Below are 21,784 nucleotides of genomic sequence, written 5' to 3'. Positions count from 1 at the left end.
CGCAACGCTGGTCAAAATGTTGTCGTGCAGCAAAATGGAGCGCTGACGACATGCCGAGCGAACAACATCCCGAAAAGTCAAAATCTACGGCGAGCAAGCCAGCGCGGGATCGGCGTTCCCCTTCGCTTCAACATCCGCAAATCCGCTCCCCGCTGTTGAATGACGGGCTGGAACTGCTGCACGACAGCCGCTGCTGACGTCGCCGTCATTGCCTGCGACAAACGCGAAGCGTTTGCGCAAGGGAGCGTGAGTGACGAAGCAACCCATACTTTCTCATGAGATGGATTGCTTCGCTTCGTTCGCAATGACGAGAGCGTTTGAGAACCCCATCACGCGCTGGCAGCAAATTCCTGATGCCGGCCGGGCGCGGCGTCGAACAATGCCCTGGTGTATTCATGCTGGGGCGCGGCAAAGACATCTGCTGTCGCGCCCTGCTCGACGATCACCCCGCGCTGCATGACCGCGATCCGATCGCACACTTGCGCGGCCACCCGCAGATCGTGGGTGATGAACAGCACCGCCAGATTGAACTTGCGGCGCACTTCGTCGAGGAGCTTCAGCACCTGATCCTGGACGGAGACGTCGAGCGCGGACACCGGCTCGTCGCCGATCAGCAATTCGGGCTCCATCGCCAGCGCCCGCGCGATACAGATCCGCTGGCGCTGGCCGCCGGAGAACTGATGCGGGAAGCGATCGATCGCAGCCGGCGGCAGATGAACCACGGCCATCAGGTCGCGCGCGCGCTGCAGTGCCTCCTTGCGGCTGAGGCCAAAATTCATCGGACCCTCGATGATCGCCTCGCCGACCGTACGGCGCGGATTGAGCGATCGGTACGGGTCCTGGAAGATGAACTGAATGCGCCGGCGCATCGGGCGGAATTTCTTCTCCCGCATCGCCGCGATATCGACACCGTCGATCTTGATGCCGCCCGCTGACGTATCGACCAGCCGCGCGACGCAGCGCGCCACCGTCGACTTGCCGGAACCGGACTCGCCGACGATGCCCAGCGTTTCGCCGCGCCGGATCGTCAACGAGACGTCCTTGACCGCGGCGACCACACGGGCCTTGGGCTGAAACAGCGAGCGCTTGCCATAGGTCTTGAAAAGATTCTCGGTCTGAAGAACCACTGGTCCGGTCACGGGCGACCGCTTCGGCGGCGTCATGCTCGGCACCGCCGCCAGCAGCATCCTGGTATAGTCCTCGCGCGGATTCCGCAGCAGCTCCTCGCAGGGACCCTGCTCCACGATCCGGCCCATCTGCATCACCACGACACGATCGGCGATCTCGGAAACGACGCCGAAATCATGGGTAATGAACAGCACGCCGGTTTTGGTGCGCCCCTGCATTTCCCGCACGAGCTTGAGGATCTGCGCCTGCGTGGTGACGTCGAGCGCGGTGGTCGGCTCGTCGGCAATCAGCAAAGCGGGATCGAGCACCAGCGCCGCCGCGATCATGATCCGCTGGCGCTGGCCGCCGGAAAGCTGATGCGGATAGGCGTCGATCATCTGTTCGGGATCGGGCAGATGCACCGCGCGCATGATCTCGAGCACGCGCGCGCGCTGCTCCTTCTGGTCGAGGCCGGTGTGGATCTCCAGCACTTCACGGATCTGGTCGCCGACCCGCTCGACCGGATTGAGCGCGGTCATCGGCTCCTGGAACACCATGGCCATGCGGGTGCCGCGGATCGCGCGCAATTCGGCGTCCGATTTGGTGAGGAGCTGATCGCCCTGCAGCCGGATCGAGCCGCTCTCGACCCGCATCGCGTCCTTCGGCAGCAGGCCCATGACGGCTTGCGCCGTCACCGATTTGCCGGAGCCGGACTCGCCCACCACGCAGACGATCTCGTCGGCACCGACGGTCAGGTTGATGCCCTGGACCGCATGCGTCCGGTCGCCTCCCTTGATGGCGACGGAAAGATTCGAGACTTCGAGGACGGTATTGCTCACATCACACCCGTTTCGCCATTTTGGGATCGAGCGTATCGCGCAAGCCGTCGCCGAGAACGTTGACGGCAAGGATTGTGAGCGCAAGGCACACGCCGGGATAGATGATGTTGTGCGGGAACAGGCTGAACACCTCTCTTCCCGCAGCCATGATGTTGCCCCAGGTCGGCACTTCAGGTGGCACGCCGATGCCAAGGAAGGACAGGATGGCTTCGATGAGGATGGCGGACGCGCAGATGAACGTGCCCTGCACGATCATGGGCGCGATCGTGTTGGGCAACACATGCCGCCACAGCAGTTTCGGGGTCGAAGTGCCGAGCGTCACCGCCGCCTCGACATAGGGTTCCTCGCGCACGCTGAGCACGATGGAGCGCACGAGCCGCACCACGCCTGGAATCTGCGGAACCGTGATGGCGATGATCACCGTCCACACGCTGGAGCGGAACAGCGACACCATGGCGATCGCCAGCAGGATGGCCGGGATCGCCATCAGCCCGTCCATGATCCGCATGATGACGGCGTCGAGAATGCGAAAGAAGCCGGCGAGCAGACCGATGAACAGGCCACAGGCGACGCTGATCAGTGCTACCGTGATGCCGACAAAGAGCGAGACGCGCGCGCCATAGACCACGCGGCTGTAGACGTCACGTCCCAGGCTGTCCGTGCCGAACTTGGCGATCATCTTGATGCGTTCGCCGGTATCCGTCCGTATTGTGATTTCCGCGCCGGGAATCTTGTTTCGTGCGATCGGGCTGATCGCCGTCGGATCGATGGTTCCGAGCCAGGGCGCGAATAGCCCCATCAGCAATACGATCGTAATGACGGCGGCGCCGAACACCACGCCCGGGTTGCGCAGCAATTTGCGATACGCGGCGGGCTTGACTGGGCTCGCCGGCAGTACGGGTTCGAGGATCGTCGTGTCCACCATCAGTAGCGAATCCTGGGATCGAGCACGGTATAGATCATATCAACCGCCAGGTTGATCATGACGTAGACGAACGAGAACAGCAGGATCACGGCCTGGATCGTCGGATAGTCGCGCGCCAGCACCGCGTCGACCGTGAGCCGGCCAAGGCCGGGAATCGTGAACACGCTCTCGGTAACGACGACGCCGCCGATCAGGAGCGCTACGCCAAGTCCGATCACCGTGACGATCGGGACGGCGGCATTTCGCAGCGCATGGCGGAACAGCACCTTTCGCTCGGACTGTCCCTTGGCGCGCGCGGTGCGGATATAGTCTTCCGACAGCACTTCCAGCACGCTGGTGCGCGTCATGCGCGCGATCAGCGCGATATAGATCACCGACAAGGTCACCGACGGCAGGATCAACCGCTGCGCCCAGCCGCCAACCCCCTCCGAGATTCGCTGATAGCCCTGCACCGGCAGCCAGTTCAGATAGACCGCGAACAAATAGATCAGGAGATAGCCGATCACGAACACGGGCACGGAAAAGCCGAGCACCGAAAAGCCCATCACGATGCGGTCGATCCACGAACCGTGCCGGTGCGCCGCCAGTACGCCAAGCGGAACAGCGACAAACACCGCAATCAGGATCGTGAACAGAGCGAGCGACAGGGTCGGCTCGATCCGCTCGCCGATCAGCGAGGCCACCGTCTTCTTGAAGAAGAAGCTTTCGCCGAAATTACCGGTCAGCACCCTGCCCGACCAGATCACGAATTGCTCGATCATCGGCCGGTCGAGGCCGAGTTGGCTGCGGATCTGCGCCACCTGTTCGGTGGTGGCATTGTCGCCGGCGATGACTGCCGCCGGGTCGGACGGGGTCAGCCGCAGCATCAGGAAGATGAAGACCGCGACCACCAGCATCACGGGGATCGTGCCGAGCAATCGCCGGAAGAAGTAGCCGTACATAGGTCGATCCCCGAAACGAAGCGGGCGGCGGGAAGCCGCCCGCTTCCTTCACATCACTTCGTGACTTCGATGTTCCAATGCACCGGGACCGGCGCCATCAAGAGCCCCTTGACGTTCTTGCGAATGGCGATCGGCTGGACGTACTCGCCGACCGGGATCATGGCCGTGATCTCGATATTGCGCTTCTGGACCGCTTCCGCGATCTCTTTCTGCTTTGCCAGATCGGATGAGCGCGCGAAGTCGTCACGCAGCTTCTCCATCTCTGCGTCGCAGGGCCATCCGAACGAAGCCTTTTCGCACCCTGAATTCACATAGGCGGCAGAGACCGGGTTCATCACGTCGGCAACGACCCAGGCCGTAAGGAAGGCATTCCAGCCGCCGGCGCTCGGTGGATCCTTCTTGGCGCGGCGCGCAACAAGAGTCTGCCAGTCCATCGACTGCATGTCGACCTTGAAGCCGGCCTTCTCCATCAGCGACTTCGCTACCGGCGCCAGGTTGGTCAAGGCCTTGAGGTCGGTGGAGTGCATCAGCAGCACAGGCGTGCCATCGTAGCCTGCCTCCTTCAGGAGCTCCTGCGCCTTCTTGGCATTGGAGGTCAGAAGCCCGTCCGTCCCCTTGGTGGTGCCGAATTGCGTGTCGCAGACGAACAGCGCCTTGCACGCCTTGATATAGTTCTCGTCACCGATGGTCGCCATCAGGAAGTCTTCCTGATTGAAGGCGTACCACAGCGCGTGGCGGACCTTCGGGTTGTCGAACGGCTTTTGCAGGTGGTTCGGACGGAAGACGTATTGCGCCTTGATTTGCGGCACCTCGACGATTGAGATGTTGGCATCCTTCTTCAAGGTACCCAGGAGATCGTGGCTGGGCTGCTCGATGTAGTCGATCTCGCCCTTTTGCAGCGCGTTGACCGCCTGCTGCGCGTCGGAAATGGCGCGCCACTCGATGCGATCCACCTTGGCGACCTTGCCGCCGGCAAGACCCGAGGCCGGCTCGGCGCGCGGCTTGTACTTGTCGAACTTGACGTAGACGGTCTTGTCGCCGGGCTTCCATTCATCCTTGACGAAGACGAAGGGGCCGGATCCGGTGAAATCCTCGATCTGCTTGTTGGGGTCCGTGTCGGCGACCCGCTTGGGCATCATGAACGGCACGTTGGACGAAGGTTTTGACAGGCCGAGCAGTACAAGACCGGTCGGTTCTTTCAGCTTGATGGTAAAGGTCTTGGCGTCGACCGCATCGATCGAGTCGACGAAGCTCATCATCTTCTGGCCGAGAGAGTCCTTGACTGCCCAGCGCTTGATCGAGGCGATGCAGTCTTCCGAAGTCACCGGCTTTCCGTCATGCCACAGCAGGCCGTCGCGAAGCGTGAAGGTGTAGCTCTTGTTGTCGGGCGCAGCCTCGTATTTCTCGACCATCTGCGGCTTGATCTCGCCTTTTTCATCCTGAGCGAGCAGCGTGTCGTAAATCATGTAACCGTGGTTGCGGACGATGTAGGCCGTGGTCCAGATCGGATCCAGGATCTTCAGATCCGAGTGCATGACGGCGCGCAACGTGGTCTGGGCAAGCGCCGGCGCTGCCATGGCCACGAGGCTGCCGACACAAGTCGCAGCAAGAATTGCTTTTCTGAACGCGTTCATTCCTTCACCTCCGTTGTCGTCTCGACGCCCGAATGCCTATTGTTCGGGCCCCTGCCCGGTTTCTGACCGGACTATAGGGTCGATATTCAGCTTCACAACACCCTTTTGACCCGACGACACTAGTGACGCCGGCGCTCAGGCAGAAATCAGGACAGCCCTCCGGACAGGTCCTTTCGCGGCTGGCTTACGCCCGCCGCCGGATGGATTGCAGTCCCGGTTCAGCTCCGCCAACACGCCTCCTCAAATTCCTACAATCAAGAATGATGCCAGAATTACCGTTGCCCTACCTCGCACCGGGAAGGTCCGAACGCGCCATGTTTTCCCTTTACAAATTCGCCGACGCTCCTTCTCGTAAAGGGCCCACACCGAACCCCAAACATTCCGGCCCAACCGGGAGGACCCATATGAATCCTGCCAACCTTCCCTTTGATTCCGAGACCATGCTGCAGGGTTTGCGGGCCTGGGTGGAATGCGAAAGCCCGACCTGGGATGCGCGTGCGGTCGATCGTATGCTCGACCTTGCGGCGCGCGAAATGGCCATCATGGGTGCGACCATCGAACGCATCGCCGGACGTCAAGGATTTGCCGGCTGCGTCCGCGCGCGCTTCCCTCACCCGAAGCAGGGCGGGCCCGGCATTCTGGTCGCGGGACATCTCGATACCGTCCATCCCGTCGGCACGCTGGAAAAGCTGGCATGGCGGCGCGAAGGCAACAAATGCTACGGCCCGGGCATCTTTGACATGAAGGGCGGCAACTACCTCACCCTCGAAGCCATCCGACAACTGGCCCGCGCCGCGTTCACCACGCCGCTGCCGATTACCGTGCTGTTCACGCCGGACGAAGAGGTCGGCACGCCATCGACCCGCGACATCATCGAGGCCGAAGCCGCCCGCAACAAATATGTGCTGGTGCCGGAACCGGGCCGCACTAACAACGGCGTGGTCACCGGGCGATACGCCATTGCCCGCTTCAATCTCGAAGCCATCGGCAAGCCGAGCCATGCCGGCGCCACGCTCTCATCGGGCCGCTCCGCGATCCGCGAGATGGCACGCCAGATTATCACTATCGACGGCATGACGACCGAAGATTGCACCTTCTCCGTCGGCATCGTGCATGGCGGCCAATGGGTCAATTGCGTTGCCACGACCTGCACCGGCGAGGCGCTCAGCATGGCCAAGCGACAAGCCGACCTCGATCGCGGCGTCGAACGGATGCTCGCGCTTTCCGGGAGCAGCAATGACGTCACGTTCAAGGTTACCCGCGGTGTGACCCGGCCGGTGTGGGAACCCGATGCCGGCACGATGGCGCTTTACGAACACGCGCGCAGCGTGGCCAGGCAAATGGGCGTCGAGCTCCCGCATGGCAGCGCCGGTGGTGGCTCCGACGGTAATTTTACGGGCGCGATGGGCATCCCCACCCTTGACGGCTTGGGTGTTCGTGGCGCCGACGCTCATACGCTCAACGAACATATCGAGGTCGACAGCCTCGCCGAGCGTGGCCGTTTGATGGCAGGCTTGCTGGCGACGCTGACGTGAGCGGTAAGCAGGATACGGCTGCGATTTCGCTAATGCGTTCCCGGTTTCGATGTTGGCGAAGCAGCCACGCCCCCTCCCGTCATTGCGAGGAGCGAAGCGACGAAGCAGTCCATGTCTCCGCAAAACGCGCGATGGATTGCTACCGCCTTCGCTAAAGCTACGGCGGACAAGTCGCTTCCTTGCGCAAACGCTTCGCGTTGTCGCAGGCAATGACGGTGGGGCGGCATGCAAAACGGGATTGCTCCCCGGCTTGCGCTTGCCACGATGACGCGCTTAACGTCCCCCCAACGAAAAGCATTGGCCGAGACACTTAATGACCCGCATCGCCGTTGGCGCCTTTCTGCACGAGACCAATACGTTCGCGCCGACCAAGGCGACCTATGACGATTTCGTCCATGGCGGCGGCTGGCCGTCGATGGCGCACGGCGCCGACGTGCTCAAGGTGATGCGCAACATCAATGTCGGCCTGGCCGGCTTCGTCGAGGCGGCCGAAGCCAATGGCTGGGAGCTGGTCCCGACGATCTCAGCGGCCGCGGTCCCTTCGGCGCATGTCACCAACGATGCCTTCGAACGCGTCATGAAGGAGATGGTCGACGGCATCGCTGCGGCTGGGCCGATCGATGCCGTCTATCTCGATCTGCACGGCGCCATGGTGACCGAACATTACGACGACGGTGAAGGCGAAACGCTTGCCCGCGTCCGCAAGGTGATCGGCAAGGACCTGCCGCTGGTCGTGAGCCTCGACCTCCATGCCAATGTCTCGCCCGAGATGATGGAGCATGCAGATGCACTCATTGCCTACCGCACCTACCCCCACATCGACATGGCCGACACCGGCCGCGCCTGTGCAAGACACCTCGCGCTGATGCTGAAGACGGGGCAGCGTTTTGCAAAAGCGTTCCGGCAATTGCCGTTCCTGATCCCGATCTCCTGGCAGTGCACCAACGACCAGCCGACCAAGGGCATTTATGAAAAGCTCGCGGCGCTCGAAAACGACGCGGTGCCGACACTGTCCTTTGCGCCGGGTTTCCCGGCGGCGGACTTCAGGGATTGCGGGCCGAGCGTGTTTGCCTATGGCCGGACGCAGGCCGATGCGGATGCCGCAGCCGACAAACTGGTGGCGCTGGTCGAGAGCCACGAAGACGATTTCGACGGCCGCATCTATTCGCCCGATGACGGCGTGCGCCTGGCAATGGAGCTGGCGAAATCGGCAAGTAAGCCGATCGTCATCGCCGACACCCAGGACAATCCCGGCGCCGGCGGCGATTCCGACACCACGGGCATGCTGCGCGCGCTGGTGCGCAACAAGGCCTCCGGTGCCACCGGCGTGATCTACGATCCGCAATCGGCCAGCGTCGCGCATGCAGCCGGAATCGGCGCCACGGTCACGCTGGATCTCGGCGGCAAGTCCGGCATATCAGGCGATGCGCCATACAGGGAAACTTTCGTCGTCGAAAAACTGTCCGACGGCAAATTCGTGGCGTCCGGCCCCTATTATCGCGGACGCGACATGGATATGGGACCGTCGGCCTGCCTGCGCATCGGCGACGTCCGTGTGGTCGTCGGCTCCTACAAGGCGCAGCTCGCGGACCAGTCGATGTACCGCTATGTCGGCATCGAGCCGACCGAACAGAAAATCCTGGTCAACAAGAGCTCGGTGCATTTCCGCGCCGATTTCGAACCGATCGCCGAAAAGCTCCTGATCTGCGCCGCGCCCGGCGCGATGCCGGCCGATACGGCAGCACTCCCCTGGACACGGCTGCGCCCGGGCATCCGCATCAAGCCGAACGGCCCTGCCTTCACCCCTTCAGCTCAATCTCGCTCAACCTCTCCAGTCACGGGATAACAGACATGCCCACCATCGAACGCATCGACGGCTATGCCGAGGAACTCACCGCAATCAGACGCGATCTGCATGCCCATCCCGAGATCGGCTTCGAGGAAGTGCGCACCTCCGGCATCGTCGCGGAGAAGCTGAAGGGATGGGGCATCGAGGTGCATCGCGGCCTCGGCGGCACCGGCGTGATCGGCGTGCTCAAGGGCAAGGGCAATGGCGGCAAGCGCATCGGCTTGCGCGCCGACATGGACGCCTTGCCGATGGAGGAAAACACCAACCTGAAATGGCGCTCGACGATTCCCGGCCGCTTTCACGGTTGCGGTCATGACGGCCACACCACGATGCTGCTCGGCACCGCGCGCTATCTGGCCGAGACCAAGAATTTCGATGGCACCGTGCATTTCATCTTCCAGCCCGCCGAGGAAGGCCTGGGCGGTGCACGCGCCATGATCAAGGACGGCCTGTTCCAGAAATTTCCCTGCGACGAGGTCTACGGCCTGCACAACGCGCCCGACCTCAACCACGGCGAGATCGCGATCCTTCCAGGACCGGCGATGGCCGGCGCCGATTTCTTCGACATCAACATCCAGGGCTACGGCGCGCATGGCGCGATGCCGGAACGCTCCAAGGACGCGGTGATGATCGCAACCACGCTGGCGCAGGCGCTGCAGACGATCGTCAGCCGCAACGTCGATCCCTTGAAGGCGGCGGTGCTGTCGATCACCCAGATTCACGCGGGCTCCGCCTATAATGTAATCCCCGGCGACGCCAAGCTGTGCGGCACGGTGCGCGCGTTCGACGACGGCGTGCGCGCGCTGATCCGTGAACGCATGCGCGCGATCAGCGCCGGCATTGCCGCGACCTTCCAGTGCGAAATATCCGTCGATATCCGCGATGGTTTCAGCGTGCTGGTCAACGAGGAAGAACAGTCCAGGGTGGTTGAGGAGGTGGCGAAGACCGTGGTCGATCCCTCCAACGTCCTCACGCGTGCCACGCCGAAGATGGGCAGCGAGGATTTCGCCGACATGATGCAGGTGGTGCCTGGCGCCTATTTCTGGATCGGCCATGACGGTTCGGTGCCGGTGCACAATCCCGGCTATGTCCTCGACGACAAGATCCTGCCGATCGGTGCCAGCATGTTCGCCCGCATCATCGAAACCCGTTTGCCGGTAGGTTCGCATGCATAAACCAGCCGCCGAAGAAGAGATCACCTCGCTGCATGACCTTTCCGCTGTCGACCTGATCGCCGGCTATCGCGCCAGGCAGTTCTCGCCATCGGAAGTGCTGGACGAAGTGATTGAGCATGTCGCGGCGTGGGAGCCGCACATCAAGGCGCTCTATCTGTTCGATCCGGACAGCGCGCGCGCTGCCGCGAAGGCCTCGACCGACCGCTGGCAGAGAGGCGAGCCCGCAGGCGCGCTCGACGGCGTGCCCCTCACCATCAAGGACAATATCGCCACCAAGGGCCAGCCGATCCCGCTGGGCGCTGCCAGTGTCAGGCTGGTGCCGGCGGAGAAAGACGCGCCGCCCGCCGCACGGTTGCGCGAATCCGGCGCGATCATCTTCGCCAAGACGACGATGCCGGATTACGGCATGCTGTCGTCAGGCCTCTCCAGTTTCCATCCCCTCACCCGCAATCCGTGGGACCTCAGCAAAAATGCCGGCGGCTCCTCCTCCGGCGCAGGTGCGGCAGGCGCGGCCGGTTACGGCCCGCTGCATCTCGGCACCGACATCGGCGGCTCGGTGCGGCTGCCGGCCTCGTGGTGCGGGCTGGTCGCGCTGAAGCCGAGTTTTGGACGCATTCCAGTCGATCCGCCCTATGTCGGCCGCGTCGCCGGGCCGATGACCCGTACCGTCGACGACGCGGCGCTGATGATGTGCGTGTTGGCGAAACCGGACCGCCGCGACGGCACGAGCCTGCCGGCGGACAGCATCAACTGGAAGGCGCACGACAAGTCGCCGCGAAAGCTGCGCATCGGCCTGATGCTCGATCCCGGCGCCGGCCAGCCGCTGGAAAGCGACGTGCGAAATGTTGCGATCAAGGCGGCCAAGGCGTTTGAATCCGCCGGCGCCGTCGTGACCGAGGTCGATGGCATCCTGACGCGCGAGATGCTCGACGGACTCGACAATTTCTGGCGCGCGCGGATGTGGGACGATCTCTCAAAACTTTCGCCCGAGGAACGCGGCAAGACGCTGCCTTATATCCACAAATGGGCCGAAGCCGCCGCACGCCTTTCCGGCGTCGACGTCGTCAGGGGGTTCAACGCCACGATGGCGATCCGCGCCGCGGCTGCAAAACTGTTCTGCGATCTCGACTACGTGGTTTCGCCGGTGTCGCCGGTCGTGAACTTCCCGGCCGAATTCGCTGCCCCGATCAACGATCCGGACAAGCCGTTCGAGCACATTGCCTATACCGTGCCGTGGAATATGGCTGAAAATCCCGCGATCTCGATCAATGGCGATTACGACGCGAAGGGCTTTCCGATCGGCGTGCAGATCGTCGGCCGCCGCTTCGACGATCTCGGCGTGCTCGGCATGGCCAAGGCGTTCGAAGGCCTGCGCGGCCCGCAGCGGCCGTGGCCCTCGCCGCCGAAGAAGTGACGGGGGCACTTGGCCCCGTCATGGCCGGGCTTGTCCCGGCCATCCACGCTCTTACTCTGCCGAAGGAAAGGACGTGGATGCCCGGGCCAAGCCCGGGCATGACGACGTTCTTGAGCTAGGCTAGACAAAAGCGAACAATCGAGAGGAAACACACCCCATGGCGTATGAGACCATCAAGTACGAGGTCGACGATCAGATTCTCACCATCACGCTGAACCGGCCCGACAAGCTCAACGCCTTCAACGGCACCATGCAGCAGGAACTGATCGACGCCTTCGACGCCGCCGACAAGGACGACAATGTTCGCGCCATCATCGTGACCGGCGCGGGCCGCGGATTCTGCGCCGGCGCCGACCTCTCCTCCGGCGCCAATACCTTCGACCGCGATGCCCGGCGCGGGCCGGTGAAGCGGCTGGCCAGCGGCGCGGTCGACTACAGCGATCCCATGGTGCGCGACGGCGGCGGCCAGGTGACGCTGCGGATCTTCAAGTGCTTGAAACCCGTGATCGCGGCGGTGAACGGCCCGGCGGTCGGCATCGGCGTCACCATGCAGCTTGCGATGGACATCCGCATTGCCTCGGACGCCGCCCGCTTCGGTTTCGTATTCTCCCAACGCGGCATCGTACCGGAAGCCGCCTCGAGCTGGTTCCTGCCGCGTATCGTCGGCATCTCGCAGGCACTGGAATGGTGCTATTCGGGCCGGGTCTTCCCGGCGCAGGAAGCGCTGGCCGGCCGCCTCGTCAGCAAGGTGGTGCCGCCGGACGATTTGCTGCCGACCGCCCGCGCGCTCGCCAAGGAATTCGCGGCCAAGACCGCGCCGGTGTCGGTGGCGCTGATCCGGCAGATGATGTGGCGCATGATGGGCGCCGACGATCCGATGGAAGCCCACAAGGTCGACAGCCGCGGCATCTACGCCCGCGGGCGAAGCGAAGACGTCAAGGAAGGCGTGGTCTCGTTCCTGGAAAAGCGCCCGGCCGAATTCAAGAACAAGGTTTCCAGCGACATGCCTGATTATTTCCCGTGGTGGCAGGAGCGCGAGTATAAGTGAGCGGCCGGCCCGCATCGGCCAACGCGACGCAAGACGGCGTCGTCCTGCTGCATGGCATCAGCAGGACGGCGCGATCGTTTCGAAAAATGCAGACGGCGCTGGAAGACGCTGGCTTCGCCGCCCTCAATCAGGACTATGCGAGCCGCCGGAAGGCGCTGGAAGCGCTGGCGGAGGATATCCATCCCTCCATCCAGCGTTTTGCCGATGGCATCGATGGCTCCGTCCATTTCGTCTGCCATTCCATGGGGGGCCTCCTGGCCCGCGTCTACATCGGCAGGCATCGGCCCAAGCGCCTCGGCCGCGTTGTGATGCTGGGCACGCCGAACAGCGGCAGCGAAATCGCCGACCGGCTGAAGAACTTCGGCGCCTACCGCGCCTTCTTCGGACCCGCCGGACAGCAGCTCGGCACACAGCGGGACGATGCGATCAATGCGCTGCTTCCGCCGCTGGATTATCCGGTCGGCATCGTCGCGGGAAACCGCTCGATCGATCCCCTGGCCGGCTCGATGCTGCCGAAGCCGCATGACGGCCGGGTATCGGTGGAAAAAACCATGATCGATGGCATGGCGGACCATGTCGTGGTCGACACAGCGCATCCGTGGCTGGTGCGAAACAGTGTCGCGGTCGCGCAGACGATTGCGTTCCTGCAGGATGGGACGTTCGTAAAACCATAGGGTGGGTTAGAATCGTAGGGTGGGCAAAGCAAAGCGTGCCCACCATCTCGCGGCGCGCTCGACGATGTCGCTAACGCTCCTTTGCCCACCCTACGGCATCACTCCATCGTCAACGCCACCCGCCCGATCGCCTTGCGGTCGATCAGCAGCCGCATCGCTTTCGCGTAATCTTCCAACGGCAGCCGGTGCGAGACATTGGGGCGGATTTTCCCCGCTTCCGCCCATTCCGTCAGCGCCTTGATCCTGACCTCGCCGAGCACGGGATTTCTCCGCACCGCTTCGCCGGCGCGGACGCCGAGTACGCTCGCGCCCTTGATCATCAGGAGATTGGTCTTCGCAAGGCCGATACCGCCGGTGAAGCCGATGACCAGCAGCCGTGCACCCCAGTTGATGCAGCGCATCGAGTTCTCGAACACTTCGCCGCCGACGGGATCGAACACCACGTCCGCGCCCTGCCCGTCGGTGATGCGCTTGACGGCATCGCGGAACGGCTCGCGGTCGTAGCGCACGAGATGATCGGCGCCCCTTGCCTTCGCAATCGCAAGCTTCTCATCACTCGATGCGGTGGCGATCACGGTGGCGCCCAGCATCTTGCCGATCTCGACGGCGGCGAGCCCGACGCCCCCGCCCGCGCCGTGCACCAGCAGCACCTCGCCCGGTTGAAGCCGGCCGCGATCGATCAGCGCGTGATAGGCGGTGCCGTGGCCGGCCAGGAACGTCGCGCCCTCGGCATAGTCGAAATTCGACGGCAGTCTTACGAGCTGCGACGGCGTGGCGACCGCTTCATCGGAATAGGCGCCATGCCGCATCTTGACGATCACGCGGTCGCCAACCGCGACGCCTTCGGCCGCATTGACCTCGACGACGTCGCCAGCCGCTTCCATGCCTGGCGTAAACGGCAGCGGTGGCTTGAGCTGATACTCGCCCGCCGCCATCAGAACGTCGGGGAAATTCAACCCGGCGGCGCGGATGGCGACGCGCACCTGCCCCGGCGCCAGCGGCGCGGCGTCAAACGTTTCCAGGCGCAGGTTCTCGGGCGGACCAAGCTCGCGGCAGATGACAGCCTTCGGCATCAGGCGGCCCGCGCCTTCACGCGCTCCAGCGCTTCACGGATCAGCGGCATCCGGTCGTTGCCGAAATACATGTCGGTCTTGTCGACATAGATCGTCGGCGAACCAAAGCCGCCGCGCGCCATCACCTCATCCGTGTTGGCCTTGAGCTGGTCCTTGATCGCCTGCTGGCCGATGCCCTCAAAGAATTTGACGTGATCGACGCCGACCGTCTTGCAGATCTCGGTCAGCACCGAATCCTGCGAGATGTCCTTGTCGTTGCCCCAATAGGCCTCAAAAACCGCGGTGGCGAACGGCACCATGTCCTGACCGAGCCAGATGCAGCCACGCATCGCTTTCACGCTGTTCACCGGAAATACCGTCGGCGGCATCTTGATCGCAAGGCCAGCGGAGCGCGCCCAGTCGGCGAGATCCTTCTTCATGTAGCGCGCCTTCAACGGCACCGGCGTCTCGCGCTGCGCGTAGACGCTCGGGTTGACGGTATTAAAGATGCCGCCGACCAGGATCGGCCGCCAGGTGATCTCGACGCCGAGCTCTTTGGCGAGCGGCTGGATGTTGTGGAAGGCGAGATAGGTCCAGGGACTGGAGCAGTCGAAGAAGAATTCGATCATGGGTGTTTCCCTCATTCCGATTTGTATTATTGCTGTCAGATGTTTCCCCCGTCATTGCGAGCGAAGCGAAGCAATCGATCTTGCCGCACGAAAGGTATGGATTGCTTCGTCGCTTCGCTCCTCGCAATGACGGCGTAGCGGAAGCCCTACCCTTTCCCCGCCATCTCCTTCGCTTTCTGCCCGAACATATTCCGCCGCGCCTCCTCGTCGAACGGCTCCTTCACAAACTTCCCGATTGCCAACCCGGCCTGCACCTGCGACCGCGCTCGCACCTCCGCGTACCAGCGCTTGACGTTCGGATAGTCATCGAGCGTAAAACCCTGCGCCTTGTGGGTCATCGTCCAGGGAAAGCAGGCGATGTCGGCAATCGAGTAATCCCCGGCGACATACGCGCCGGTCTTGCCAAGCTGCGTATCGAGCACGCGGTAGAGCCGCGCCGCCTCGTCGCGGTAGCGCTCGATGGCGTATGGAATCTTCTCCGCCGCATAGAGCGCGAAATGGCCGTGCTGGCCGAGCATGGGCCCGAGCCCACTCATCTGCCACATCAGCCATTCCATGACGCGGGAGCGTGCCCGCGTTTCCTTCGGCAGAAAGCGCCCGGTCTTGTCGGCGAGATAGATCAGGATTGCCCCGGTCTCGAACACCGAGAACGGCTCGCCGCCAGCGGCCGGCGCGTGGTCCACGATGGCCGGAATGCGATTATTCGGACTGATCGCCAAAAATTCCGGCCTGAACTGCTCGCCGGCACGGATGTTGACCGGAATGACCTGATAGGAAAGCCCGAGTTCCTCCAGCATGATCGAAATTTTCCAGCCGTTGGGCGTCGGCGCGTAATGCAGGTCGATCATGGCTCCCCTAGCTGCCGATGGGCGGGAATATTCCCGCGATGGGCGACTTTTGTTGTTCTGTACCTCGATCATAAGACATGGCAGACAGGCGCTCAATCAGAACCGACCGGGAGGCTCCCATGCTGTTTCCAACCACCATCGCAGGCTCGCTGCCCAAGCCGGAATGGCTGGCCGAGCCGAACACGCTCTGGGCACCCTGGAAATCCAAAGGCGACGAACTCGCCCGCGCCAAGCGCGACGCCACCATGCTGGCGGTGAAGCTGCAGGAGGATGCCGGCGTCGATATCGTCACCGAGGGCGAACAGGCCCGTCAGCATTTCGTCCATGGCTTCCTGGAGAAGGTCGAGGGCATCGATTTCGCCCACAAGGTCGAGATGGGCATAAGGAAAGACCGCTACAAGGCGATGGTGCCGCAGGTGGTTGCGCCGCTGACGTTGAAGGGCCGCGTCCACGCGGACGAAGCCCGCGTCGCCCGCACCCACACCACCCGCAAGCTGAAGTTCACCCTGCCCGGCCCGATGACGATCGCCGACACGGTCGCGGACCGGTATTACGGCGACAAGGTCAAGATGGCGTTCGCCTTTGCCGAACTGCTCAACAACGAGGCCAAGGCGCTGCAGGCCGACGGCGTCGACGTCATCCAGTTCGACGAGCCCGCCTTCAACGTCTTCATGGACGAAGTATCCGACTGGGGCATCAAGGCGCTCGAGCGCGCCGCCGAAGGCCTGACCTGCACCACTGCTGTTCACATCTGCTACGGCTACGGCATCAAGGCCAATACCGACTGGAAGCAGACGCTGGGCAGCGAGTGGCGGCAGTACGAAGACATCTTCCCGGCGATCGCGAAAAGCCCGATCCAGCAGGTCGCGATCGAGTGCCGTAATTCGAAGGTGCCGTTGGATTTGCTGGCGCTGCTCCCCGGCAAGGTCATCCAGGCCGGCGTGATCGACGTCGCCAGCGATACGGTGGAGACGGCCGAGGATGTCGTGAAGGTGATCGAGGCGGTGTCGAAATTCGTGCCGTTGAGCAACATCGTCGCGACCACCAATTGCGGCATGGCGCCGATGCGGCGGGACATCGCGGAAGCGAAGCTGGCGGCGCTGGGTGCGGGTGCGAAGCTGGCGCGGGAGCGGCTGGGCTAGGCGTTTCCGTTCCCTCTCCCGCTTGCGGGGGAGGGTTAGGGTGGGGACTCTCTCCACGAGCGCTACTCGCGGAGCGAGCCCCCACTCCAGCTCTCCCCCGCAAGCGGGAGAGAGGGCAGACCGCGCAAGCGGCACCGCCTTCGCTAACCACGCGCACTCGGATGCAGCACCGGCCGATATCCAGCACCTAATGCACGCAGCGTTGACGGCGGCGTCAGCAGCATCGCTTCGTCAAGTGCGGCCTCGATCTTCTGATAGCCGGACATCGACCATTGCAGCGCCCTGCCCCGCACAATCAGAAAACTTGCCTCGCCCTGCTGCAGCATCGCGCCATCGGGCAATTGCGCCGCTGGCAACGGTAGCGGATGCAGCCGTTTCTTCCCGCGCTCCAGCCGCTCACCATGCAATACGGCGTCCATCTCCCGCGCGCGAACATCCGCGACGGCGTTACCCTTCTCCCACGCCGCCCGAAAACGGTTGGCATCGTCACGGCGACAGAAGAAGCATGGCCGGTGGCCGGCCGCGAACGCGGTGGCTTCGTCGAGAAAGAACAGCTCGGTCCAGCTCCGCCCACCCATCACCTTGCGCCGCCATCCCCTGAACTCACAGACACAGGTGATCCACGCCGGGCTCGACCAGCGCTTCTTCAGCAAGGTCTTGGTCGCGGGATCGTGGATGATGCCGCGGTTGCCGGTGAACAGGCCGCGATGCGCCGTGGCGATGATGTCGCCCGTAGGCGTGACGCGGTTTTGGAGGGGCATGGGAGGCTCAGTCGTTAGCCACACCCGTCATTGCGAGCGCAGCGAAGCAATCCATCTCTCCCCGCCCGTGGAGAAGCATGGATTGCTTCGTCGCTTCGCTCCCTTGCGCAAACGCTTCGCGTTTGTCGCAGGCAATGACAGTGGGTATGTGGCACACCCGCCGTCACGGACGGATCGGCGGCTGGAACGACAGCGCAGTATCCCAGGGAAAATGGATCCAGGTGTCCTGCGACACTTCCGTAATAAACGTATCGACCAGCGGCTTGCCCTGCGGCTTGGCATAGACGGCCGCGAAATGCGCGTCCGGCATCATCGAACGTACCAGCCGCCCGGTCTTGCCGGTGTCGACGAGGTCGTCGACGATCAACAGTCCCTTGCCAGTTCCGCCGCCGAGCTTTGCTACCTCAGTCGAAACGCCCTTGAGCGCCTGCAGGTCGCCCTGCCGGGTGTGGTCATAGCTGGCAATGCAGACGGTATCGATGATGCGAATGCCGAGTTCGCGCGCCACGATGGCCGCCGGCACCAGCCCGCCGCGGGTAATCGCGATGATGGCATGAAATGGCCCGACCTCGTTGAGGCGCCAGGTCAGCGCCCGGCAATCCCGGTGAAACTGGTCCCAGGAAACCGGAAAGGCTTTCTCCGGCGGCGGAGTGGCTTTGTCGCGCTCGGTCACGAACGCGCTCCAGAACAAGCGGTCACTTTTATTCTCCCGTATTGCGAACTTCGAAACCGGATCACCGCAATCGCAGCTATCTCGGGATGCCCGCCAGCATCTCCTTCACCGCGGTCATCGCAGCATTGAGCTTTTCGGGATCGCGCGAGCGGACGACGAGGTTGGTGTTCGGCTTCTTGTCCTCGTCCATGAACGGATAGCTGCCGATGATGGTCTCGGGATGGGCGTTGGCGATCTCGCGCAGCGGACCGCCGATATCGCCTTCCCGCGCATTGGCCGTTACCGAGTCCGACAGCATCCGCACGCCCGATTTCAGCTTCGGCGCGACGATATCCATCATCGCCTGCATGATCGAGGGGATGCCTGCCATCACGATGACGTTGCCGAGCTTGAAGCCGGGCGCCAGGATGGTGGCGCTCTGGATCAGCTCGGCGCCGTCGGGCACGCGGGCCATGCGCAGCCGCGCCTCGTTCAGATCCTGCTCGGTCCAGCGTTCGCGGAACCGCGCCACCACCTCCGGGTGATGGTTGATCGCGACGCCGAAAGCCTTGGCGACGCTGTCGGCGGTGATGTCGTCATGGGTCGGCCCGATGCCACCGGTCGTGAAGACGTAGTTGTAGCGATGCCGCAGTGCATCAAGGGCTGCGATGATGTCGGCCTCGTCGTCGGCGACGACACGGACCTCCTTGAGGTCAATCCCGATATTGGTCAGGTACTCGGCGATGAAGCCGATGTTCTTGTCCTTGGTCCGGCCGGACAGGATCTCGTCGCCAATGACCAGAATACCCGCCGTGACGATCTCGCTCATGACTTCTCCCCACCTGCCCCCGTACTTTTGCGCAAGCAACGCATTGAAGTCACGAGGGTTTGCTGCCGAAATAAGCACCCGGCAGCCTTTTTTTAGGGCAGCGCGGCGGACTACCCATACCAAAAGCCGCAAGCCAATGCATATCGCGCTGGCCCGGCCCTTGCTACCATCCCTTCAGGTCATGCACTGTGGCGCATGACCTGGGGGATATTCAGAATTTATGGCAGTTGCGTTCGATGAAATGAATGGTCCCGGCGGCGACCTCCGCCCGGCCTATCGGGAGCTCTCCCGATGGCTGAAGGAGACGCCTCCGGACGCCCTGGAATATCGCCGGCAGGAGGCGGAACTGCTGTTCCGCCGGATCGGCATCACCTTCGCCGTTTATGGCGACGCCGAAGCCCAGGAACGGCTGATCCCCTTCGACGTGATCCCGCGAATCATGTCGGCCAAGGAATGGGCCACGCTGGAAAAGGGCCTGAAGCAGCGGGTCCGCGCGCTCAACATGTTCCTGCGCGACATCTATCACGGCCGCGACATCCTGCGCGCCAACATCATTCCCGACGACCTGATCTTCCAGAACCCGGTATTCCGCCCGGAAATGAACGGCCAGAGCGTGCCGCACGACGTCTACGTGCACATCGCCGGGATCGACATCGTCCGGGTCGACGCCGACAATTTCATCGTGCTGGAGGACAATGCGCGGACGCCCTCGGGCGTCTCCTACATGCTGGAAAACCGCGAAATCATGATGCGGCTGTTTCCGGACCTGTTCGCTCGCCATCGCGTAGCCCCTGTGGAGCGATATCCCGACGAACTGCTGTCGGCGTTGCGCTCGGTGGCGCCGCTGTCCGCCTCGGCAGAGCCGACGGTCGCGCTGATGACGCCCGGCGTCTACAACTCAGCCTATTACGAACATTCGTTCCTGGCCGACAAGCTCGGCATCGAGCTGGTCGAGGGCCGCGATCTCATCGTCAAGAACGACGAGGTGTTCATGCGGACCACCGAGGGTTTGAAGCGCGTCGACGTGATCTACCGCCGCGTCGACGACGATTTCCTCGATCCCCTCACCTTTCGCCCGGATTCAGCGCTCGGGGTCCCCGGGTTGATGTCGGCCTATGCTGCCGGCAACGTCACGCTGGCGAATGCGGTCGGCACCGGCATCGCCGACGACAAGGCGATCTATTCCTACATGCCCGAGGTCGTAAAATTCTATCTCGACGAAGAACCGATCCTGAAGAACGTGCCGACCTGGCGCTGCCGCGAGCCGAAGGACCTGTCCTACGTGCTCGACAATCTCGGCGACCTCGTGGTGAAGGAAGTCCACGGCTCCGGCGGTTACGGCATGCTGATCGGCCCCGCCGCGACCAAAGCAACCATCGAGGCGTTCCGCGACAAGCTCAAGCGCGAACCGGAGGGTTTCATCGCCCAGCCGACGCTGGCGCTGTCGACCTGCCCGACCTGCACCGCCTCCGGCCTCGCCCCGCGCCATGTCGATCTCAGGCCGTTCGTGCTGACGGGCAGCAAGCACGTCACCATCGTGCCGGGCGGGCTGACGCGGGTGGCGCTGAAAGAAGGCTCGCTGGTGGTCAATTCGAGCCAGGGCGGCGGCACCAAGGACACCTGGATACTGGACGAATAGAGAGCGAAATTTTCGTATGCTGTCGCGCACTGCCGAAAACCTGTACTGGCTGGCCCGCTATGTCGAGCGCGCCGAATATATCGCGCGCACCATCGACGCCACACTGCGCGTCACAGCACTTCCCGCCGCCTATATCGGCAAGACCAATGAGTGGGAATCGGCGCTTCTGACCGCCGGCGTCAGCGCGAGCTTCTACGAGGCCTATCAGGAAGCGAACGAGCAGAACGTTGTCGAGTATCTGGCATTCTCGCCATCCAATCCCTCCTCGATCAAGAACTGCATCGAGGCCGCACGGCTCAATTCGCGTTCGGTGCGCACTGCACTGACGAGTGAGATGTGGGACACCATCAATTCGGCCTGGATCGAATTGCAGGAGGTCTGGGGCAAAGGCACGTCAAGCCGCGAGGAACTGGCGCGGTTCCTGCGCTTCGTGCAGGAGACATCATTGCGGTTCGACGGTTCGGCCTACCGGACCATGCTGCGTAACGACGCTTACTGGTTCTCGCGGCTCGGCCTGCATCTGGAGCGCGCCGACAACACCGCCCGCATTCTCGACGTGAAGTATCACGTGCTGCTGCCCGAGGAGGAACACGTCGGCGGCCCGCTGGACTACTACCAGTGGACCTCGATTCTGCGCTCGGTGTCGGCGCTGACGGCCTATCACTGGGTCTACCGCGAAACGCTGAAACCCTGGCTGATCGCCGACCTCCTGATCCTCAACGACACGCTGCCGCGGTCATTGGCGAGCTGCTATAGCAATCTGGTGCGCAACCTCGATCAGATCGGCGTCGCCTATGGCCGCCAGGGCGCCTCCCAGCGCCACGCCCGCGGCGTCCGTAACCGGCTTGAACACAGCCATATGGACGATATCTTCCAGCACGGCGTCCATGAGTTCATCCAGGAATTCATTTCGGATAATGCGCGGCTCGGTGAGATCATCACCAGACAGTATTTGATTTAGAAATTTCGGACGAAACGCAACAAAACACCGTCATGGCCGGGCAGTAGCGCGAAGCGCGTCTTCGCGCTAGAAGTCCCGGCCATCCACGTCTTGCTATGCCAACGGAGTGAGAAAGACGTGGATGCCCGGC

Annotated in this window: 19 protein-coding genes; 9 read left to right on the top strand and 10 right to left on the bottom strand. The window is 63.1% G+C overall.

Going from position 1 to position 21,784, the window contains the following annotated elements:
* Positions 1-329 precede the first annotated feature (329 nt).
* The 4 genes from KIP88_RS15180 to KIP88_RS15165 are packed head-to-tail and all read right to left on the bottom strand — an operon-like array spanning position 330 to position 5,446.
* A complete protein-coding gene (locus tag KIP88_RS15180; protein ID WP_214488714.1) occupies positions 330-1,946 on the bottom strand; it encodes an ABC transporter ATP-binding protein in 1,617 nt (538 codons plus the stop codon).
* Between the two features lies 1 nt (position 1,947).
* Positions 1,948-2,871, bottom strand: coding sequence for an ABC transporter permease (locus KIP88_RS15175; protein ID WP_214488713.1), 924 nt, complete (start codon positions 2,869-2,871; stop codon positions 1,948-1,950).
* Positions 2,871-3,812, bottom strand: coding sequence for an ABC transporter permease (locus KIP88_RS15170; RefSeq protein ID WP_214488712.1), 942 nt, complete (start codon positions 3,810-3,812; stop codon positions 2,871-2,873). The genes KIP88_RS15175 and KIP88_RS15170 overlap by 1 nt, the downstream gene beginning before the upstream one ends.
* A gap of 53 nt (positions 3,813-3,865) precedes the next feature.
* Positions 3,866-5,446 (bottom strand): ABC transporter substrate-binding protein, encoded by a 1,581-nt coding sequence (locus KIP88_RS15165; protein WP_249790782.1) that lies wholly within the window; start codon positions 5,444-5,446, stop codon positions 3,866-3,868.
* Positions 5,447-5,850: 404 nt separating this feature from the next.
* On the opposite strand from KIP88_RS15165, the gene KIP88_RS15160 reads away from it, so the two are divergent.
* From KIP88_RS15160 to KIP88_RS15135, 6 genes are all read left to right on the top strand, one after another.
* The gene (locus KIP88_RS15160; RefSeq protein WP_214488711.1) at positions 5,851-6,981 is read left to right on the top strand and encodes a M20/M25/M40 family metallo-hydrolase; all 1,131 of its coding nucleotides are present in this window, start codon (positions 5,851-5,853) and stop codon (positions 6,979-6,981) included.
* A 313-nt stretch (positions 6,982-7,294) separates the two neighbouring features.
* Positions 7,295-8,827: a M81 family metallopeptidase gene (locus tag KIP88_RS15155; RefSeq protein WP_214488710.1), complete on the top strand. Its 1,533-nt coding sequence runs from the start codon at positions 7,295-7,297 to the stop codon at positions 8,825-8,827.
* 5 nt (positions 8,828-8,832) lie between these two features.
* The gene (locus KIP88_RS15150) at positions 8,833-10,005 is read left to right on the top strand and encodes a M20 aminoacylase family protein (protein ID WP_214488709.1); all 1,173 of its coding nucleotides are present in this window, start codon (positions 8,833-8,835) and stop codon (positions 10,003-10,005) included.
* Positions 9,998-11,419, top strand: coding sequence for an amidase (locus KIP88_RS15145; protein ID WP_214488708.1), 1,422 nt, complete (start codon positions 9,998-10,000; stop codon positions 11,417-11,419). Before KIP88_RS15150 ends, KIP88_RS15145 begins: the two co-directional genes overlap by 8 nt.
* 157 nt (positions 11,420-11,576) lie before the next feature.
* Positions 11,577-12,467, top strand: a complete 891-nt coding sequence (locus tag KIP88_RS15140; RefSeq protein ID WP_214488707.1) for a crotonase/enoyl-CoA hydratase family protein — start codon at positions 11,577-11,579, stop codon at positions 12,465-12,467.
* Entirely contained in the window at positions 12,464-13,141 is a 678-nt protein-coding gene (locus tag KIP88_RS15135; RefSeq protein WP_214488706.1) for a triacylglycerol lipase, read from the top strand. The genes KIP88_RS15140 and KIP88_RS15135 overlap by 4 nt, the downstream gene beginning before the upstream one ends.
* 98 nt (positions 13,142-13,239) lie before the next feature.
* Here KIP88_RS15135 and KIP88_RS15130 read toward each other — a convergent pair whose 3' ends face one another.
* The 3 genes from KIP88_RS15130 to KIP88_RS15120 all read right to left on the bottom strand — a co-directional run bounded on the left by KIP88_RS15130 (position 13,240) and on the right by KIP88_RS15120 (position 15,670).
* Positions 13,240-14,214 carry an NADPH:quinone oxidoreductase family protein gene (locus tag KIP88_RS15130; protein ID WP_214488705.1) on the bottom strand — a complete coding sequence of 325 codons (975 nt, stop codon included), beginning with the start codon at positions 14,212-14,214 and terminating at the stop codon, positions 13,240-13,242.
* Positions 14,214-14,822, bottom strand: coding sequence for a 2-hydroxychromene-2-carboxylate isomerase (locus KIP88_RS15125; RefSeq protein ID WP_214488704.1), 609 nt, complete (start codon positions 14,820-14,822; stop codon positions 14,214-14,216). The genes KIP88_RS15130 and KIP88_RS15125 overlap by 1 nt, the downstream gene beginning before the upstream one ends.
* 146 nt (positions 14,823-14,968) lie before the next feature.
* On the bottom strand, positions 14,969-15,670 hold the full coding sequence (locus KIP88_RS15120) for a glutathione S-transferase N-terminal domain-containing protein (protein WP_214488703.1): 702 nt from the start codon (positions 15,668-15,670) through the stop codon (positions 14,969-14,971).
* Positions 15,671-15,789: 119 nt separating this feature from the next.
* On the opposite strand from KIP88_RS15120, the gene KIP88_RS15115 reads away from it, so the two are divergent.
* Positions 15,790-16,812 carry a methionine synthase gene (locus KIP88_RS15115; protein WP_214488702.1) on the top strand — a complete coding sequence of 341 codons (1,023 nt, stop codon included), beginning with the start codon at positions 15,790-15,792 and terminating at the stop codon, positions 16,810-16,812.
* Between the two features lie 143 nt (positions 16,813-16,955).
* Here the strand turns inward: KIP88_RS15115 and KIP88_RS15110 are convergent, their stop codons facing one another.
* The 3 genes from KIP88_RS15110 to KIP88_RS15100 all read right to left on the bottom strand — a co-directional run bounded on the left by KIP88_RS15110 (position 16,956) and on the right by KIP88_RS15100 (position 19,054).
* Positions 16,956-17,573: a hypothetical protein gene (locus tag KIP88_RS15110; RefSeq protein ID WP_214488701.1), complete on the bottom strand. Its 618-nt coding sequence runs from the start codon at positions 17,571-17,573 to the stop codon at positions 16,956-16,958.
* 163 nt (positions 17,574-17,736) lie between these two features.
* Positions 17,737-18,246 carry a xanthine phosphoribosyltransferase gene (gene gpt, locus KIP88_RS15105; protein ID WP_214488700.1) on the bottom strand — a complete coding sequence of 170 codons (510 nt, stop codon included), beginning with the start codon at positions 18,244-18,246 and terminating at the stop codon, positions 17,737-17,739.
* Positions 18,247-18,322: 76 nt separating this feature from the next.
* Positions 18,323-19,054, bottom strand: coding sequence for a molybdopterin-binding protein (locus tag KIP88_RS15100; RefSeq protein WP_214488699.1), 732 nt, complete (start codon positions 19,052-19,054; stop codon positions 18,323-18,325).
* Between the two features lie 220 nt (positions 19,055-19,274).
* On the opposite strand from KIP88_RS15100, the gene KIP88_RS15095 reads away from it, so the two are divergent.
* Complete coding sequence (locus KIP88_RS15095; protein WP_214488698.1) at positions 19,275-20,693, top strand: circularly permuted type 2 ATP-grasp protein; 1,419 nt, start codon at positions 19,275-19,277, stop codon at positions 20,691-20,693.
* Positions 20,694-20,709: 16 nt separating this feature from the next.
* The gene (locus KIP88_RS15090) at positions 20,710-21,654 is read left to right on the top strand and encodes an alpha-E domain-containing protein (protein ID WP_214488697.1); all 945 of its coding nucleotides are present in this window, start codon (positions 20,710-20,712) and stop codon (positions 21,652-21,654) included.
* The last annotated feature ends 130 nt before the right edge of the window (positions 21,655-21,784 follow it).

The sequence above is a fragment of the Bradyrhizobium sp. SRL28 genome (assembly GCF_018596315.1).
In the GTDB taxonomy this organism is placed as follows: domain Bacteria; phylum Pseudomonadota; class Alphaproteobacteria; order Rhizobiales; family Xanthobacteraceae; genus Bradyrhizobium.
This window is presented reverse-complemented; position numbering and strand designations above follow the sequence as displayed.